Annotated in this window: 15 protein-coding genes; 12 read left to right on the forward strand and 3 right to left on the reverse strand. The window is 70.3% G+C overall.

Annotation, left to right across the window (positions count from 1 at the left end):
- Positions 1-38 precede the first annotated feature (38 nt).
- The 3 genes from BDD16_RS02005 to BDD16_RS02015 are packed head-to-tail and all read right to left on the reverse strand — an operon-like array spanning position 39 to position 1,707.
- Positions 39-836: a DUF2145 domain-containing protein gene (locus BDD16_RS02005; protein ID WP_179632396.1), complete on the reverse strand. Its 798-nt coding sequence runs from the start codon at positions 834-836 to the stop codon at positions 39-41.
- Positions 833-1,267 (reverse strand): hypothetical protein, encoded by a 435-nt coding sequence (locus tag BDD16_RS02010; RefSeq protein WP_179632397.1) that lies wholly within the window; start codon positions 1,265-1,267, stop codon positions 833-835. The genes BDD16_RS02005 and BDD16_RS02010 overlap by 4 nt, the downstream gene beginning before the upstream one ends.
- Positions 1,268-1,299: 32 nt before the next feature.
- Positions 1,300-1,707 (reverse strand): YiaA/YiaB family inner membrane protein, encoded by a 408-nt coding sequence (locus BDD16_RS02015; protein ID WP_246332664.1) that lies wholly within the window; start codon positions 1,705-1,707, stop codon positions 1,300-1,302.
- 232 nt (positions 1,708-1,939) lie between these two features.
- Between BDD16_RS02015 and BDD16_RS02020 the strand changes: the two genes are divergently transcribed.
- The 12 genes from BDD16_RS02020 (at position 1,940) to BDD16_RS02075 (ending at position 16,300) form a co-directional block, all read left to right on the forward strand.
- Positions 1,940-2,707 carry a helix-turn-helix domain-containing protein gene (locus tag BDD16_RS02020; RefSeq protein WP_179632399.1) on the forward strand — a complete coding sequence of 256 codons (768 nt, stop codon included), beginning with the start codon at positions 1,940-1,942 and terminating at the stop codon, positions 2,705-2,707.
- 184 nt (positions 2,708-2,891) lie between these two features.
- Positions 2,892-4,235 (forward strand): GH1 family beta-glucosidase, encoded by a 1,344-nt coding sequence (locus BDD16_RS02025; RefSeq protein ID WP_179635954.1) that lies wholly within the window; start codon positions 2,892-2,894, stop codon positions 4,233-4,235.
- 13 nt (positions 4,236-4,248) lie between these two features.
- A complete protein-coding gene (locus BDD16_RS02030; RefSeq protein ID WP_246332443.1) occupies positions 4,249-5,487 on the forward strand; it encodes an ABC transporter substrate-binding protein in 1,239 nt (412 codons plus the stop codon).
- Between the two features lie 120 nt (positions 5,488-5,607).
- The gene (locus BDD16_RS02035) at positions 5,608-6,507 is read left to right on the forward strand and encodes a carbohydrate ABC transporter permease (protein ID WP_179632400.1); all 900 of its coding nucleotides are present in this window, start codon (positions 5,608-5,610) and stop codon (positions 6,505-6,507) included.
- Positions 6,508-6,519: 12 nt separating this feature from the next.
- Positions 6,520-7,434: a carbohydrate ABC transporter permease gene (locus BDD16_RS02040; protein WP_179632401.1), complete on the forward strand. Its 915-nt coding sequence runs from the start codon at positions 6,520-6,522 to the stop codon at positions 7,432-7,434.
- Positions 7,435-7,459: 25 nt separating this feature from the next.
- Positions 7,460-8,545, forward strand: a complete 1,086-nt coding sequence (locus BDD16_RS02045; RefSeq protein ID WP_179632402.1) for an ABC transporter ATP-binding protein — start codon at positions 7,460-7,462, stop codon at positions 8,543-8,545.
- Between the two features lie 27 nt (positions 8,546-8,572).
- Positions 8,573-11,131: a beta-mannosidase gene (locus BDD16_RS02050; RefSeq protein ID WP_179632403.1), complete on the forward strand. Its 2,559-nt coding sequence runs from the start codon at positions 8,573-8,575 to the stop codon at positions 11,129-11,131.
- A 16-nt stretch (positions 11,132-11,147) separates the two neighbouring features.
- Positions 11,148-12,188, forward strand: coding sequence for a substrate-binding domain-containing protein (locus BDD16_RS02055; RefSeq protein ID WP_179632404.1), 1,041 nt, complete (start codon positions 11,148-11,150; stop codon positions 12,186-12,188).
- Positions 12,185-13,285, forward strand: coding sequence for a Gfo/Idh/MocA family protein (locus BDD16_RS02060; RefSeq protein WP_179632405.1), 1,101 nt, complete (start codon positions 12,185-12,187; stop codon positions 13,283-13,285). Before BDD16_RS02055 ends, BDD16_RS02060 begins: the two co-directional genes overlap by 4 nt.
- A 15-nt stretch (positions 13,286-13,300) precedes the next feature.
- Complete coding sequence (locus BDD16_RS02065; protein ID WP_179632406.1) at positions 13,301-14,056, forward strand: sugar phosphate isomerase/epimerase family protein; 756 nt, start codon at positions 13,301-13,303, stop codon at positions 14,054-14,056.
- Positions 14,057-14,069: 13 nt separating this feature from the next.
- On the forward strand, positions 14,070-15,143 hold the full coding sequence (locus tag BDD16_RS02070; protein ID WP_179632407.1) for a sugar phosphate isomerase/epimerase family protein: 1,074 nt from the start codon (positions 14,070-14,072) through the stop codon (positions 15,141-15,143).
- Complete coding sequence (locus BDD16_RS02075) at positions 15,140-16,300, forward strand: Gfo/Idh/MocA family protein (protein WP_246332444.1); 1,161 nt, start codon at positions 15,140-15,142, stop codon at positions 16,298-16,300. Before BDD16_RS02070 ends, BDD16_RS02075 begins: the two co-directional genes overlap by 4 nt.
- The last annotated feature ends 22 nt before the right edge of the window (positions 16,301-16,322 follow it).

The raw sequence follows: 16,322 nt of genomic DNA on the forward strand, positions 1-16,322 counted from the left end.
TCCAAGCGGCGTGACACGGCAGCCGCGGCGTGCCGCGTTCAGCGCACGGTCTGTGGCGCGCCGGCCAGCCCCGCACGCGGCAGGAAGGCGAACACCGAGTCGACGGTGACCGTGTCGATGCGGTCGGAGAAGCGGCGGGCGCTGGGGTGGTCGTCGAAGGCGACGTTGGCGCTGCCGACGCGGGCGCCCAGGCGCTGGCCGGCGCTGAGGTTCAGCGTGGTCGGCTGGTAGCCCTTGAACTGCAGCCAGGCCTGGGCGCGGGAGCGCTCGCAGGCGCTCGGCTCCACCGCGCAGGCCAGCGTCTCCAGCGCCCACTGGTTGCTCTGCTGGTAACGCTGCGCCCACGGGTAGGCGACCATGCTGTAGGGCTTGTGGTGCAGCGTGGCGGCGCGGGTGTTGTCCTGCAGCAGCGGGCGCAGCGCGTCCTGCACGGCCAGGGTCGGGACCACCAGCCCGGCCTCGAAGTCGAACAGGTCGTCGCTGAAGAACTCGGCCAGCCCTTGCCGGTACAGCGCCGACTCGGCCGTGCCGCACTGGTTGAGCTTGTGGACGATGCGCCAGGCCTTGGCGCCCTCGTCGCGGTAGACGTAGCCGAGGTGCGAGTAGCGCACGCCGTAGCGGTCGAGGTTCTGGCCGCGGCGGGCGATGACGGCCAGCGTCGCGCCGCTGCTGTCGAGCCAGCGCGCGGTCTTCGCGGCCAGATCGAGCGCGCTGCGGATCTGCTCGGGGGACGGCGGTTTCTGCTCGCAGTTCCGGCCAGCGTGGGCGGCCGGTGAGGTCAGCACCAGCGGCAGCAGCAGCGCCCAGGGGGCCAGGCGCACGGCGGCGGCGTTCATCGCGTCATCCGTTCGTTGTAGAGCAGCGAGGCACCGATCTCGTTGGGGATGAAACACAGCGCCTTGCCCGCCGCCGACAGGATCCAGCCGGTGCTCAGCGCCGTGACCACCACGGCCGTGCCCGCCGTGACCGAGAGCGCCTCGGCGCCTGCGGCGCTCAGCGTCAGCGCGACGCTGGCGCCGGTCGAGGCCTGTGTCAGCACCCAGACCGTGCCGGCCGCGGCCACCTGCACGCTCGCCACCGTCAGCGCCGCACCGGCCGACAGCACACCCGCTGCCGCAGGAGCCGCCAGGATCGCCAGCGGCACGCCCAGCGACAGCGCGGACAGCGCGCTGGCTTCCGAGCCATCGCGGTGCGCCCAGGCCTGCGTCGGGGCGATCACGACACTGGCGGCCAGCGCCAGCGCAAGAAACTTCTTCATCGCTTTCATGGCGGTTTCCTTGTCGGGTCGGAGGTCGTGGATCAGGCGTCGTCGCGGGCTTCGCGGCGGCCTTGCAGGCGGGCTTCGAGCACATCGGCCTCGTGGGCATCGCGCAGCGTCTTGGCCAGCGTGAACACCGAGGAGATCAGGTAGAGCCAGCTCACCGCGAGGTAGGCCTTCCACACCGGCTGCACGTCCATGCGCCACAGCCCCCACGCCGTCAGGCCCATCGCCAGGAAGAAGCCGCCCCAGACCACGTAGCGCCAGCCGGGGGTGTCGTTGCGGCGCTTGTCGTTGTCGCGGATGAACTTGGACAGGCCGAAGGCCGAGGTCAGGCAGAACAGGTAGCCCATCACCATGAACGCGCGGTCCAGGTCCTGCCCCGGCAGCCAGGCCAGGCCGGTCGCGCACAGCGTCACCGCCAGACCGAAGGAGATCCAGACCTGCATGCGCCAGGCGCGGGTATCGCGGCGCACCAGGCTGGACGAAGCAGCCGGGAAAGACGGGGTGGACACATCGGGGAGCATGGTGAAAAACCTTTCGACTGGCAGTGCGTTGAACACGGAATGGATACTCGGGCAGAGCGCCCCGGGGGGCAACGATAAGCAACGAAATATCAGCCAATGCCTTGATGAGTATCATTTGGCGATACCAGTTTGCAGACCGAGGACCCGCCACGCCATGAGCACCACCGCCGACCTGATCCGCGTCCTCAAGGCCGAGCTGAAGACCGCTGGCCTCACCTACGCCGCGCTGGCCGTGCAGCTCGACATGGCCGAGTCCAGCGTCAAGCGCATGTTCGCGCAGGGCGACATGCCGCTGTCGCGCATCGACGCCATCTGCCGCGTGCTGCGCACCGACTTCGCCGAACTGGCGCGGCGCGTCGCCGAGGACACCCCGCCCCGCATCGAGCTGACCCCCGAGCAGGAGCGCGCCGTGGTCGCCGACCGCAAGCTGCTGCTGGCGGCGATCTGCTGCCTGAGCCAGTGGACCTTCGAGCAGGTGCTGGCCGGCTACGGCTACACCGAGGCCGAGCTGACGGGCTACTTTGCGCAGCTCGACCGGCTCGGCATCATCGAGCTGAAGCCGCACAACCGCTACCGGATGAAGGTGGCCAAGACCTTCCGCTGGCGGCCGCACGGGCCGGTGATGCAGTTCTTCCGCGCCGAGGTGGTGCCGGACTACTTCCGCGGCGGCTTCGACGGCGAAGGCGAGCAGCTCATGCTGGTCCACGGCGAGATCAACACCCGGCTGGCGCAGGTCTTCAATGAACGCCTGGCCCGCATCGCCAGCGACTTCGCGCAGCAGCACCTGGCCGACCAGCGCCTGCCCGAGGACCAGAAGCGCCCGTACACGCTGGTGATCGGCACCCGCTCGTGGCTGTTCGGGCCCTTTCGCGATCTGCGACGCGACACGGGCGGGACACTGCGCCATGGATCCGGGCCTTGAAGGGGCGCATGGCTCCGGGGATTCCCGAGGAATCGGGTTTCCCCTCTCCTGACGATGTGCTGACACCGTGACACTGGCGGCTCGTTGGAACCGGTTCCAACGGTTCCAGCTTCCGGAGTCCCCCTTGTCCGATCACGACCAGAGCCCGCTGCCCCAACGCATCGCCCCGCCGCCCGGATCGGCGATGGCGCGGCCCGATTTCCTGTGGGGCGTGGCAACGGCCTCCTACCAGATCGAGGGCGCCATCGACGCCGATGGCCGCCTGCCCAGCATCTGGGACACCTTCTCCGCCATCCCCGGCAAGACCCTGGGCGGCGACACCGGCGAGCAGGCCTGCGAACACCACGCCCGCTGGGCCGACGACGCCGACCTGATCGCCCACCTGGGCGTCGACGCCTACCGCCTGTCGATCGCCTGGCCACGGGTCATGCACGCCGACGGCACGCCGAACCAGGAAGGCCTCGATTTCTACCGCCGCCTGCTGACGCGGCTCGGCGCGCACGGTATCCAGCGCTACGTCACCCTCTACCACTGGGACCTGCCGCAGCACCTCGAAGACCGCGGCGGCTGGCTCAACCGCGACACCGCCTACCGCTTCGCCGAGTACGCCGCGCTGGTGGCCCGCGAACTGGGCGGGCTGGTCGAAGGCTGGATGACGCTGAACGAGCCGTGGTGCTCGGCCTTCCTGGGCTACGGCAACGGCCACCATGCGCCGGGTCTGGCCGATCCGCGCTACGCGACGCAGGCCATGCACCACCTGCTGCTCGGCCACGGGCTGGGCCTCCAGGCGATCCGCGAACACGACCCGGGCACGCCCGCCGGCATCGTCGCCAACGTCGGCCGCGGCACCTCCGACAGCGCTGACCCGGCCGACCAGGAAGCCGCCCGCCTCTACGAACTCCAGCACAACGACTGGGTGCTGCAGCCGCTGCTGGCCGGCAGCTACCCCGCGGACCTGTGGGACACGCTCTGGCCCGGCAGCGCCCCGCTGGTGCTGCCCGGCGACATGGACCTCATCCGCCAGCCGATGGACTTCCTCGGCATCAACTACTACTTCCGCAGCAACCTGCGCAGCGACGGCGCGCACGGCTTCACCGATGTGCCGCTGGCCGATGTCGAGCGCACGCAGATGGGCTGGGAGGTCTACCCGCAAGGCCTCGAAGACCTGCTGCGCCGCTTCAAGGCGGTCTACCCGAACCTGCCGCCGGTCTACATCACCGAGAACGGCATGGCCAGCGACGACCGCGTCGAGGGCGGCCGCATCGACGACACCCAGCGCCAGTCCTACCTCAAGCGCCACTTCGCCGCGGTCAGCCGCGCGATCGACGCCGGGGTGGACGTGCGCGGCTATTTCGTCTGGTCGCTGATGGACAACTTCGAGTGGGCCTTCGGCTACGAGCGCCGCTTCGGGCTGGTCCACGTCGACTACACAACCCAGGTGCGCACGCTCAAGGACAGTGCGCGCGCCTTCCAGGCCTTCCTGCAACAGCGTCGGGCGACCGCTACCCCAGCCGCCCTTACAACCTGAGGAGACAAGAGCGATGACGATGACCATGAACATCCGCATGAAGCAAGTGGCCGCGGCCGCGCTGATCAGCTTCGGTGCCATCGGCGCCGCGCAGGCCCAGAAGGCCGAAGTCATCCACTGGTGGACCTCGGGTGGCGAAGCCGCCGCCATCAAGGAGTTCGCCACCATGTACACCAAGGCGGGCGGCACCTGGGTCGATACCCCGATCGCCGGCGGCGGCGGCGCGCAGGCCCGCACCGTGATGGCCAACCGCACGATGGGCGGCGACGCCCCGACGGCCGCCCAGTACAACTACGGCAAGCAGTACGAGGAGATCATCAAGGAAGGCCTGCTGAACGACCTCGACGACGTGGCCAAGAAGGGCAACTGGGACAAGCTGCTGCCCGAGAAGATCCGCAACGCCGTGAAGGTCAACGGCAAGTACTTCGCCGTTCCGGTCAACCTGCACAACGAGAACTGGGTCTGGTTCAACAAGGCCGTGCTGGCCAAGGCCGGCGCCAAGGAGCCGACCAACATGGACGAGATGTTCGCGGCCATGGACAAGGTCAAGGCGGCGGGCGGCGTGGTCCCGCTGGCGCTTGGCGGACAGGGCTGGCAGGAAGGCATCACCTTCCGCGGCGTGCTGCTGGCCACCGGCGGACAGGATCTGTACCTGAAGACCTTCAAGGACAAGGACGCCTCGACCCCCGGCTTCCGCAAGGCCGTCGAGACCTTCAAGAAGCTCAAGGGCTACGTCGATCCGGGCTCGCCGGGCCGCGACTGGAACCTGGCCACCGGCATGGTCATCGAGGGCAAGGCCGCCTTCCAGATGATGGGCGACTGGGCCAAGGGCGAGTTCGTCAACGCTGGCAAGACCGCAGGCAAGGAATACGGCTGCTTCATGGCCGGCGGCCCGAAGATGCCCTACGCGATCGGTGGCGACGTGTTCGTGTTCCCGAAGCAGAAGTCGGCGGACTCGGCAGCAGCGCAGAAGAAGCTGGCCGAGATGATGATCTCGCCGGAAGGACAGGTCGCCTTCAACAACAAGAAGGGCTCGATCCCGATCCGCACCGACGTGGACACCAGCAAGATGGACATCTGCGCCCAGGCCGGCGTGCAGGCCATCAAGGAAAACCGCCTGCTGCAGAGCGACAACGAGCTGCTGAGCCCGGATGCCAAGGGCGCCTTCGAGGACGCGGTCAGCAAATACTGGAACTCCAGCCAGTCGGCCGATGACGCCATCAAGTCCATGGCTGTCGCCCTGAAGCGCTGAGCTTGCACCGCGCGGGACCAGGTCCCTGACCCCGCGCGCCCTTTCTCCCCTTTGCGACCGTCCGACCCCCGAGGCCCCAGCCGCCAGGGTCGGGCTGCTGCATGACCAGCGAGAACCGCCATGGCGCGCTCCGCACGACCCAAACGCCTGAACCTGGCCCTGCACGCTGCGCTGCTGCCGCTGGCCATCACGGCGCTTCTCGCCTACGTCGGCTCGGTGATCTGGAGCATCCGGATCTCGCTGTCCTCGTCCAAGCTGTTTCCGCGCAACGACTGGGTCGGCCTGGACCAGTTCCAGCGCCTGTTCGAGACCGACCGCTGGATCGTGTCGCTGCAGCACATGGGCGTGCTGGCGGTGGTCTACATCCTCGGTGTGCTGGTGCTCGGCACGCTGATGGCGATCTTCATCGACCAGCAGGTCCGGGCCGAGAGCTGGTTCCGCACGATCTTCCTCTACCCCTACGCGATGAGCTTCGTGGTCACGGGCCTGATCTGGCAGTGGCTGTTCAACCCGACGCTGGGCCTGCAGAACGCCTTGCGCCTGATGGGCTGGGAGAGCTTCACGCTGGACTGGACGGTGCAGCCGGACATGGTGCTCTACGCGATCGGGCTGGCGATGGTCTGGCAGGGCAGTGGCACGACGATGGCCATCCTGCTGGCCGCACTGCGCGGCGTGGACGAGGAGCAGTGGAAAGCGGCTCGGCTGGAGGGTGTGTCCAAGCCACGCTACTACCTCAGCGTCGTGCTGCCACAACTCGGCCCGGCCTACGCGACGGCCTTCGTGCTGCTGGCCGTGGCGCTGGTGCGCACCTTCGACGTGGTCGCCGTGATGACGAGCGGCGGTCCCGGCGACGCCAGCGAAGTGCCCGCCAAATTCATCATCGACCACCTGTTCGGCCGCAACAACATCGGGCTGGCGTCGGCCGCGTCCGTGGTGATGCTGGTCACCGTGTTCACCGTGCTCGCGCCGCTGCTGTACTGGCGCTCCAAGGTCCAGGCGCGTCAGAACGCCGGCCACTGAGGGTTTATCGACATGAGCACCACTGCTGCTTCCTTGGCCACCCCGACCACGCCACGCGGCCAGCGTCCCCGACGGCCGCTGGTCACGCCCGCCCGCATCGGCATCTACGCCTTCCTGCTGACCACGTCCGCCTTCTTCCTGCTGCCGCTGTACGTGATGGTGGTGACCTCGCTGAAGTCGCCCGAGGAGATCCGCCAGGCGCTGCTGTTCGCCTGGCCCGCCTCGCCGCAGTTCGGCAACTGGAAGGAAGCCTGGTCGAGCGCCTGCATCGCGCTGGCCTGCGAGGGCATCCAGGGCGGCTTCTGGAACTCGATCCGGCTGGTCGTGCCGGCCACCATCCTGTCGGTCTTCCTCGCCGCACTGAACGGCTACGCGCTGAGCTTCTGGCGCTCGCGCTGGGGCGACATCCTGTTCGGCATCATGCTGCTGGGCGCCTTCGTGCCCTTCCAGGTGATGATCTACCCGCTGGTGGCGTGGTTCCGGCTGGGCGGCTTCTACAACACCTACTGGGCCATCCTGCTGGTGCACTGCATCTTCGGCATGCCGGTGCTGACGCTGCTGTTCCGCAACTACTACATCGCCGTGCCGAACGAGCTGTTCAAGGCCGCGCGCATCGACGGCGGCGGTTTCTGGCGCATCTTCTTCCAGCTGATGCTGCCGATGGCCACGCCGATGCTGATCGTGGCGACCATCCTGCAGGTCACGGGCATCTGGAACGACTACCTGTTCGGCCTGATCTTCGCCGGCAAGGACAACTACCCGATGACCGTGCAGCTCAACAACCTGGTCAACACCACGTTCGGCGAGCGCCGCTACCACATCGACATGGCCGCCACCATCCTCACCTCGCTCGTGCCGCTGGCGGTGTATTTCTTCTCCGGTCGCTGGTTCGTGCGGGGCATTGCCGCCGGCGCGGTCAAGGGCTGATCCCAATATTTCACGAGACCCCACCATGGCCAGCGTCCACATCGAGAACCTCGACATCGTCCTCGGCGGCAACACCATCCTGAAAGGGATGAACCTGAATGTCGCCGACGGCGAGTTCCTGGTGCTGCTCGGCCCCTCGGGCTGCGGCAAGTCCACGCTGCTGCACACCATCGCCGGCTTCAACGACGTCGCCGAGGGCAGCATCCGCATCGGCGACCGCGACGTCACCTGGGCCGACCCCAAGGACCGCGAGATCGGCATGGTCTTCCAGTCCTACGCGCTCTACCCGACGATGAACGTCGAGAAGAACATGTCCTTCGGTCTGCGCGTGGCCCGGGTGCCGGCGGCCGAGATCGACAAGCGCGTGGCCAAGGCGGCCGAGATGCTGCACCTGACGGAGCTGCTCAAGCGCCGCCCGGCGCAGCTCTCCGGCGGCCAGCGCCAGCGGGTCGCGATCGGCCGCGCGGTGGTGCGCGACGCCAAGGTCTACCTGTTCGACGAGCCGCTGTCGAACCTCGACGCCAAGCTGCGCGCCGAGCTGCGCCGCGAGCTGAAGCAGCTGCACCACCAGCTCGGCGCCACGATGGTCTACGTCACGCACGACCAGGTCGAGGCGATGACGCTGGCCGACCGCATCGCGGTGATGAAGGCCGGCGTGATCCAGCAGATCGGCTCGCCCGACGAGATCTACACCCGGCCGGTGAACCTGTTCGTGGCGGGCTTCCTCGGCTCGCCGACGATGAACACGCTGCGCGGCAAGCTGGTGACCCGCAGCGGTGGCACCACCTTCGTCGGCGACACGCTGAGCACCGACGTGTCGGCCTATCCGTTTGCCACCCCCGCCACCGATGGCCGCGAGGTGGTCCTCGGGGTGCGGCCGGAGCAGGTCCGCCTGGCCCACACGGTCGGTGACGCCACGCCGCACACCGGCCGCCTCACGCTGATCGAGCCGCTCGGGCCGCAGAAGATCGTCTGGTTCACGGTCGGCGACGTGCTGCTGAGCGCCATCGCCGACGACCAGTGGCAGGGCACGGTCGGCCACGCCATCGCCTTCGGCTTCGACCTGCCGCGCGCCTCGATGTTCGACGCCAAGAGCGAAGCCCGGCTCTGAGCCGACGCCACCACCACAGGACACGCCATGGCCCGTCCCCTGCTCCAGCAGCCCTTGCACGCGGGCTGGCGGTTTCGTGCGGCCGATGCGCGGCTGGGCGACACGGAACAGTTCACCGCGCCCGACGGCTGGCACGCGGCCACGGTCCCCGGCACCGTCTACCAGGACCTGATCGACAGCGGAGCCCTCCCGGACCCGCTGATCGGCCGCCAGGAAACCGCCGTGCAGTGGGTGGCCGAGCGCGACTGGTGCTACCGGCTGGACTTCGACCTCGCCGCCGACGCGCTGCGCGACCAGGTGGCGCTGGTGTTCGAGGGGCTGGACACCTTCGCCCGGGTCTGGCTCGACAGCCAGCCGCTGGCCGAGAGCGACAACATGTTCGTGCCGCTGCGTGTGGACATCACCGCGCGGCTGCCGCACGCCGGGCCGAGCCGGCACACGCTGTGGATCCGCTTCGACAGCGCGCTGCGCCGCGGCCGCGCCCTGGAAGCGCACCACGGCGCCCGTCCGCTGTGGAACGGCGACCCGAGCCGGCTCTACGTCCGCAAGGCGCCCTACCACTACGGCTGGGACTGGGGCCCGACGCTGCTGACCTGCGGGCCGTGGAAGGCGGTCCGGCTGGAGTCGGCCGACCTGCGCATCGCCGAACTCGCCAGCCCGGTGACGCTCGGCGACGATCTGGCCCACGCCCGCATCGACCTGCACACCCGGCTCGACGGTGACCTGCTCGGCAGCATCGCGCTGGAGCACACGCTGCGGGATCCCGCCGGCACGCTGGTCGCCACGCACCGCAGCCCTGCCACCGCGCAGCACACCGCGTCGCTGTCAGTGGACACACCGCAGCTCTGGTGGCCGGCCGGCCACGGCGCACAACCGCTTTACACGCTGTACACCCGGCTGGTGCGCGCCGACGGCACCGTGGTCGACGCACAGCAGCGCCGCCTCGGCCTGCGCCGGCTGCGGCTGGTGCAGGCGCCGGTGGCGGGCGAGTCGGGGCGCAGCTTCGTGTTCGAGGTCAACGGCGTCGAGGTCTTCTGCGGCGGCGCGAACTGGATTCCCGACGACAACCTGCTCAACCGCATCACCCCGGCGCGCTACCGCGAGCGGGTGCAGCAGGCGGTGGACGCACACCTCGTGATGCTGCGCGTCTGGGGCGGCGGCATCTACGAAGACGACGCTTTCTATGACGCCTGCGACGCGCTCGGCGTGCTGGTCTGGCAGGACTTCGTCTTCGCCTGCGGCCTGTACCCGGCGCACCCGGCGTTTGTCGCCAGCGTCGAGGCCGAGGCGCGCGCCGCGATCACCCGGCTGCGCCACCGCACAAGCCTGGCACTCTGGTGCGGCAACAACGAGGACTACATGCTCGCCGAGGCCGTCGGCGCCTACGGACCGGGCGGCGACCTGTCGCGCTTCGAGGCGCGGGCGATCTACGAGCAGGTGCTGCCGACGCTGTGCCACGCGCTCGACCCGGGCCGCCCCTACTGGCCCGGCAGTCCCTACACCGCCAGCACCGGCGCGGAAGCGACCGTGGCCGGCAGCGGCGTGCGCCCGTCACAAGACCCCACCGTCGGCGACCGCCACAGCTGGGAGGTCTGGCACCAGCTCATGCTCCCGTACCAGCGCTACGCCGAGGTCGGTGCGCGCTTTGTCAGCGAGTTCGGGATGCAGTCGCATCCGTCGATGGCGGTGCTGGAGCACGCCATCCCCGCCGAGGCACGTTTTCCCGGCAGCCGCACGCTGCAGTGGCACAACAAGGCGTTTTCCCCGGTCGGCGCGGATGGCCACCGCCGGCTGGCCGTCTACCGCGCCGACACGCTGCGCAGCCCGGACACGCTGGCGGCCGAGGTCTACGCCACGCAGTTCGTGCAGGCCGAGGCGCTGCGCCACGCCTACGAAGCCTTCCGCCGCCGCTGGCAGACCGCTGGCGCGCGGGGCTGCGGCGGCGCGCTGGTCTGGCAGCTCAACGACTGCTGGCCGGTGACCAGCTGGGCCATCGTGGACAGCGCCGGCACGCCCAAGCCGGCCTGGTACGCCATCCGCCGCGCAATGGCGCCGCTGGCCTGTGCCGTGCGGCGCGGGGCGTCGGGCGTGGCCGCCTGGGCGATGCACGCCGGGGCGCAGCCGCTGGCCGTGCAGGCGCGCTGGCAGCTGCACACGGTCGATGGCGACACGGTCGACGACACCCATACCGCGGCGACGCTGCGCGCCAATGCCACCACCGAGCTGGCGCCACCGCCGTCGTGGTCTGCCGAACCGGAACGGCCGCTGATCGCCTCGCTCCAGCTCACCAGTGACACGGGCAGCGCCCAGGGCCACGCCTGGCCCGAGCCCTACCGCTGGCACCGCTTCCCCGATCCCGGGCTGCAGATCGCCACGGACGCGGACGGCTGCGTCACCGTGCAGGCGACCCGGCCCGCCAAGGGCGTCTGGCTGGACCTGCCCGGCACGCCGGGGATGCCGTTCGAGGACAACTTCCTCGATCTGCTGCCCGGCGAGCTGCGGCGCCTGCGGGTGACGGGGGCAGCAACAGCGGCCGATGGGATCATCGCGACCTGTCTCAATACTCTGCAGGACCCTCCGGGGTGACCTGCTCCCCACCGCGATGAGCACCATCAAGGATGTCGCCCGGCTGGCCGGCGTGGGCGTGGCGACGGCTTCGCGCGCCCTGTCCGGCAACGGCTCGGTCTCCGAGGACACCGCACGGCGCGTGCGCGATGCGGCCGCTGCGCTCGACTACCGGCCGTCCAGCACGGCACGGGCGCTGTCGCTGCAGCAATCCAGCGCCATCGGCGTCTATGTCCCCGGCTTCGACGGCCATTTCTATTCCGGCATCGTTGCCACCATCGACGGCGTGCTGCGCTCGGTCGGGCGCCACATGATCGCGGCGAACGGCTGCGGCATCGGCACGACCCGCCAGCTCGACCTCGACGGCATCGACTTCCTGATCGGCCGCGACTGCGACGGCCTGATCGTCGCCTCCAACAGCCTGGACGACGACGATCTGGAGCGGCTGATGGAGCGCGTGCCCACGCTGGTGGCGGTGAACCGCCGGCTCGCCGTGCACCGCGACAACGCCTTCTGCGCCGACCACCATGCCGGGGGACGGCTGGCCGCCCGCGCGCTGCTGGCCCGGGGCCACCGCTGCATCGCCACCGTGCGCGGCCCGCAGGACACGCCCGACAACGAAGCCCGCCTGAACGGCTTCAATGGCGAACTGGCCCGCCACGGCATCACCGTGCGCCCCGAGCACAGCGCCGACGGCGCCTTCGACCTGCCCAGCGGCGATGCGGCCATGCAGCGCCTGCTGGCCGCGGCACCCGGCGGGCGTCCGGCCTTCACCGCCGTGTTCGTGGCCAACGACGTCATGGCGCTGGCCTGCATCAGCCGGCTGGTGCAGGCCGGGCTGCGCGTGCCCGAGGACATCTCCGTGCTCGGCTACGACGACGACGACTTCGCCCCCTACACCTCCCCGCCGCTGACCACGATCCGCATCCCCACGGCCAGCGTCGCCACCAGCGCCTGCCGGCACGTCCTCAACCTCTGCTACGGGCTGGACCTGCCGGTCACGCGCGACTTCCCGCCCGAAGTCGTCTGGCGTGCCTCGGTCGGCCCCGGCCCGCACGCCCCCATGGAATGCCCATGACCACCGCCGCCTCGACCCGCCCCGCTGCCCTGCCGATCGGCATCATCGGCTGCGGCAACATCTTCCCCGCCTACCTGAAGACGCTCTCGCGCTGCCGCCGCGTGCGCATCGTCGCCATCGCGGACGCCAACGCGGATCTCGCCGCCAGTCGCGCCGCCGAACACGGCCTGACTGCGCTGTCGATCGACGACCTGCTCGCCAGCGACGCGCAGATCATCCTCAACCTCACGCCGCCGCAGGCGCACCACGCCGTCGGCCTGCGCGTGCTGAACGCTGGCAAGCACTTCTTCACCGAGAAGCCGCTGGCCGCCACGTTCGAGCAGGGGCTGGAGCTGGTCGAGCTGGCGCGCGCCAGGGGTCTGCGGGTCGGCTGCGCGCCGGACACCTTCCTCGGCGCGGCCGGGCAGGCGCTGCGGGCCCTGGTGGATGCCGGCACGGTCGGCGCCATCCGCCACGGCACGGCGCAGTTCATGAACCACGGCCCCGACCACTGGCACCCGAACCCGGCCTTCTTCTACCAGCCGGGTGGCGGGCCGCTGCACGACGTCGGCGTCTACTACCTGACGCACCTCGTCCACCACCTCGGCCCGGTCGCCAGCCTCACCTCGACCAGCCACACCACGCACAACCCGCGCACCGTGCCGCTCGGCGCCCGCGCAGGCGAGCAGTTGCCGGTGGCGGTGCCGACCCATGTGGTGACGCAGCTCGCCTTCGCCAGCGGCGCCCACCTCGTGCAGACCTCCAGCTTCGACGTCTGGCGCCACACGCACACGCCGATGGAGCTGTACGGCGACGACGGCACCCTGCTCGGCGCCGACCCGAACCAGTTCGGCGGCACCGTGCGCCACAACCGCCAGACCGGCGAGTTCGAACGTGCGCCCGGCGGCCGGCCGTACACCACCAACAGCCGCGGCATCGGCCTGATCGACATGGCGCTGGCCCTGCAGGAAGGCCGCCCGCACCGCTGCAGCGCAGAGATGGCGCTGCACGTCCTCGAAGTGATGGACCGCGCCCTCGACGCCGGCCGAACCGGCCAGCGCATCTCCCTCACCACCCGCTGCGAGCGCCCGGCGCCGCTCGCGGGCAAGTTGTTCTAGGCCCAGGAGCCCCCCATGAAACTCTCCGTCCAGCTCTATTCCCTGCGCGACGCCGGTGACCTCGACACCCAGCTCGCGATGGCACGCGCCGCCGGCTTCAAGTGGGTCGAATCGGTGGCCAGCCACGGCCTGCCGCCCGAGGAGTTCGCCGACAAGGTGGCCGCGCACGGCCTGCGGGTGTCCTCGATGCACGTCAGCATGGCGATGGCCGAACACGACCTGCAGGGCGTGATCGACACCTGCCACGCCACCGACTGCCGCCTGGCCATCGTGCCGTGGCTGCCGATGGGCGAACGCCCGTCCACCGCGATCGGCTGGCAGGCCGTCGGCGCGCGGCTGGCCGCCATCGGCAACAGGCTCAACAACGAAGGCCTGCGGCTGGCGTACCACAACCACGACTTCGAGTTCCACCTCTACAGCGGCCGCACCGCACTGGACTGGATCTTCAGCACCGCCCGGCCGCAGCAGCTGGGCTGGGAAGCCGACCTCGGCTGGGTCGCCCGCGCCGGGCTCGACCCGATGGCCACCATCGCCCCCTACGCCGACCGGCTGGTGGCCATCCACACCAAGGACATCGCCGAGCCGGGCACGGCGCCGGACGAGGACGGCTGGTGTGCGCTGGGCCAGGGCATCGTGCCGTGGCCGGCCCTGCTCGCCGACCTGCAGAAGCGGGCGAGCCTGTTCGTGCTCGAACACGACAAGCCCACGGACCATGCCGCGATGCTGAAGACCAGCTTCGACTTCCTGCACCAGCACCTGATCGCCAACTGAGCCGGAGCACGCCATGCCCACGACTTCCCCGATCCGCGGCCCGGGCGTCTTCCTGGCGCAGTTCGCGGGCGATGCCGCGCCGTACGACACGCTCGACGGCCTGGCCGGCTGGGCGGCAGGCCACGGCTACGCGGGCGTGCAGATCCCGACCTGGGACACCCGCCTGATCGACCTCGCGCTCGCCGCAGACAGCCAGACCTACTGCGACGACCTGTGCAGCCGGCTCGCCGACCACGGCCTGCAGATCACCGAGCTGTCCACCCACCTGCAGGGCCAGCTGGTTGCGGTGCACCCGGCGTACGACGCACCGATGGATGCCTTCGCACCGGAGGCCGTGCGCGGCAAGTACGCCGAGCGCACCGAATGGGCCAAGCGCCAGCTGCATCTGGCCGCAAAAGCCTCGCAGCGCCTCGGCTTGAAGGCGCACGCCACCTTCAGCGGCGCGCTCGCGTGGCCCTATCTGTACCCGTGGCCGCAGCGCCCGGCCGGGCTGATCGAGGCGGCCTTCGACGAACTCGCGGCACGCTGGCGGCCGATCCTCGATGCCTTCGACGAGGCGGGCGTGGACGTCTGCTACGAGGTCCATCCCGGCGAAGACCTCTGCGACGGGGCGAGCTACGAGATGTTCCTGGAGCGTGTCGGCAACCACCCGCGCGCCAACCTGCTGTACGACCCGAGCCACTTCGTGCTGCAGCAGCTCGACTACCTCGCCTACATCGACTGTTACCACGAGCGCATCAAGGCCTTCCACGTCAAGGACGCCGAGTTCCGCCCGACTGGCAAACAAGGTGTCTACGGCGGCTTCCAGTCGTGGAAGGACCGCGCCGGCCGCTTCCGCTCGCTCGGCGACGGGCAGGTGGATTTCCGCGCCATCTTCAGCAAGCTGACCCAGTACGGCTACACCGGCTGGGCGGTGCTGGAGTGGGAGTGCTGCATCAAGCACCCGGAGCAAGGCGCGGCGGAAGGCGCCCCATTCATCCGCGACCACCTGATCCGCGTCGCCGACAAGGCCTTCGACGACTTCGCCGCCAGCGCCACCGACGACGCGACCAACCGCCGCATGCTCGGCCTGGAGCCCCGCGCATGAGCCCGACCGTGGCTCCGCGCCGCCTGCGCCTCGGCATGGTCGGCGGCGGGCAAGGCGCGTTCATCGGCGCCGTGCACCGCATCGCGGCGCGGCTGGATGACGACTGGGTGCTGGTGGCCGGCGCGCTGTCGTCCGACCCGGAACGCGCCCGCGCCAGCGGAGCCGAGCTGCGCCTCGACCCGGAGCGCTGCTACAGCGACTTCCGCGAGATGGCCCGCGCCGAGGCGGAGCGCACCCGCCACGGCGGCGACGGCATCGACGCGGTGGCGATCGTCACGCCGAACCACCTGCACTTCCCCGTCGCCTGCGCCTTCATTGAGGCCGGCATCCACGTCGTCTGCGACAAGCCGCTGACGACCAGCCTCGCCGACGCGCAGCACCTGCAGGCGCTCGTCCGCCAGCACGGCGTGCGGCTGTGCCTGACGCACAACTACACGGGCTATCCGCTGATCCGGGCGGCGCGGGCGCTGGTCGAGGCCGGCGAGCTGGGCGACGTGCGCATCGTGCAGGTCGAATATGCGCAGGACTGGCTCGCCCAGCCGCTCGAAGACTCCGGCCAGAAGCAGGCCGCGTGGCGCACAGACCCCGCGCTGGCCGGCCCGGCAGGCTGCCTCGGCGACATCGGCACGCACGCGGCGCAGCTCGCCGAATTCGTCACCGGCATGGCGCCGCAGCGGATTAGCGCGGAGCTGACCACCTTCGTGCCCGGCCGGCGGGTCGATGACCATGTGCAGGTGCAACTGCGCTACGCCAACGGCGCACGCGGCCTGCTCTGGGCCAGCCAGGTCGCGACCGGCGAGGAGAACCACCTGCGCCTGCGCGTCTACGGCACGAAAGCGGCGCTGCACTGGGACCAGGAATCGCCCAACGCACTGACCTGGCACCCGGCCGGTCAGCCCGCCCAGCGCCTGACCCGCGGCATGGCGTCGCTGCCGGCCGTCGCGGCGGCGGCGACCCGCACACCCGGCGGCCACCCCGAGGGCTACCTCGAAGCCTTCGCCCAGCTCTACCGCGACTTCGCCCGCGACCTGCGCGCCCTCGACCAGCCCGCCAGCGTGCCCGGCGTGGACGACGGCGTGCGCAGCCTCGCCTTCGTGGAAACGGTCCTCGCCAGCGCCTCCCGCGACGGCGCCTGGACCGCCCTCCCCACCCCCTGACGCCCCGCCCCCTCCGCCGTCA

The sequence above is a fragment of the Sphaerotilus montanus genome (assembly GCF_013410775.1).
Taxonomy (GTDB): Bacteria; Pseudomonadota; Gammaproteobacteria; order Burkholderiales; family Burkholderiaceae_C; genus Sphaerotilus; species Sphaerotilus montanus.

Coding starts and splice junctions, on each gene's coding strand:
- BDD16_RS02005 (WP_179632396.1), bottom strand. CDS start 836: ATGAACGCCGCCGCCGTGCGCCTGGCCCCCTGGGCGCTGCTGCTGCCG.
- BDD16_RS02010 (WP_179632397.1), bottom strand. CDS start 1,267: ATGAAAGCGATGAAGAAGTTTCTTGCGCTGGCGCTGGCCGCCAGTGTC.
- BDD16_RS02015 (WP_246332664.1), bottom strand. CDS start 1,707: ATGCAGGTCTGGATCTCCTTCGGTCTGGCGGTGACGCTGTGCGCGACC.
- BDD16_RS02020 (WP_179632399.1), top strand. CDS start 1,940: ATGAGCACCACCGCCGACCTGATCCGCGTCCTCAAGGCCGAGCTGAAG.
- BDD16_RS02025 (WP_179635954.1), top strand. CDS start 2,892: ATGGCGCGGCCCGATTTCCTGTGGGGCGTGGCAACGGCCTCCTACCAG.
- BDD16_RS02030 (WP_246332443.1), top strand. CDS start 4,249: ATGACGATGACCATGAACATCCGCATGAAGCAAGTGGCCGCGGCCGCG.
- BDD16_RS02035 (WP_179632400.1), top strand. CDS start 5,608: ATGGCGCGCTCCGCACGACCCAAACGCCTGAACCTGGCCCTGCACGCT.
- BDD16_RS02040 (WP_179632401.1), top strand. CDS start 6,520: ATGAGCACCACTGCTGCTTCCTTGGCCACCCCGACCACGCCACGCGGC.
- BDD16_RS02045 (WP_179632402.1), top strand. CDS start 7,460: ATGGCCAGCGTCCACATCGAGAACCTCGACATCGTCCTCGGCGGCAAC.
- BDD16_RS02050 (WP_179632403.1), top strand. CDS start 8,573: ATGGCCCGTCCCCTGCTCCAGCAGCCCTTGCACGCGGGCTGGCGGTTT.
- BDD16_RS02055 (WP_179632404.1), top strand. CDS start 11,148: ATGAGCACCATCAAGGATGTCGCCCGGCTGGCCGGCGTGGGCGTGGCG.
- BDD16_RS02060 (WP_179632405.1), top strand. CDS start 12,185: ATGACCACCGCCGCCTCGACCCGCCCCGCTGCCCTGCCGATCGGCATC.
- BDD16_RS02065 (WP_179632406.1), top strand. CDS start 13,301: ATGAAACTCTCCGTCCAGCTCTATTCCCTGCGCGACGCCGGTGACCTC.
- BDD16_RS02070 (WP_179632407.1), top strand. CDS start 14,070: ATGCCCACGACTTCCCCGATCCGCGGCCCGGGCGTCTTCCTGGCGCAG.
- BDD16_RS02075 (WP_246332444.1), top strand. CDS start 15,140: ATGAGCCCGACCGTGGCTCCGCGCCGCCTGCGCCTCGGCATGGTCGGC.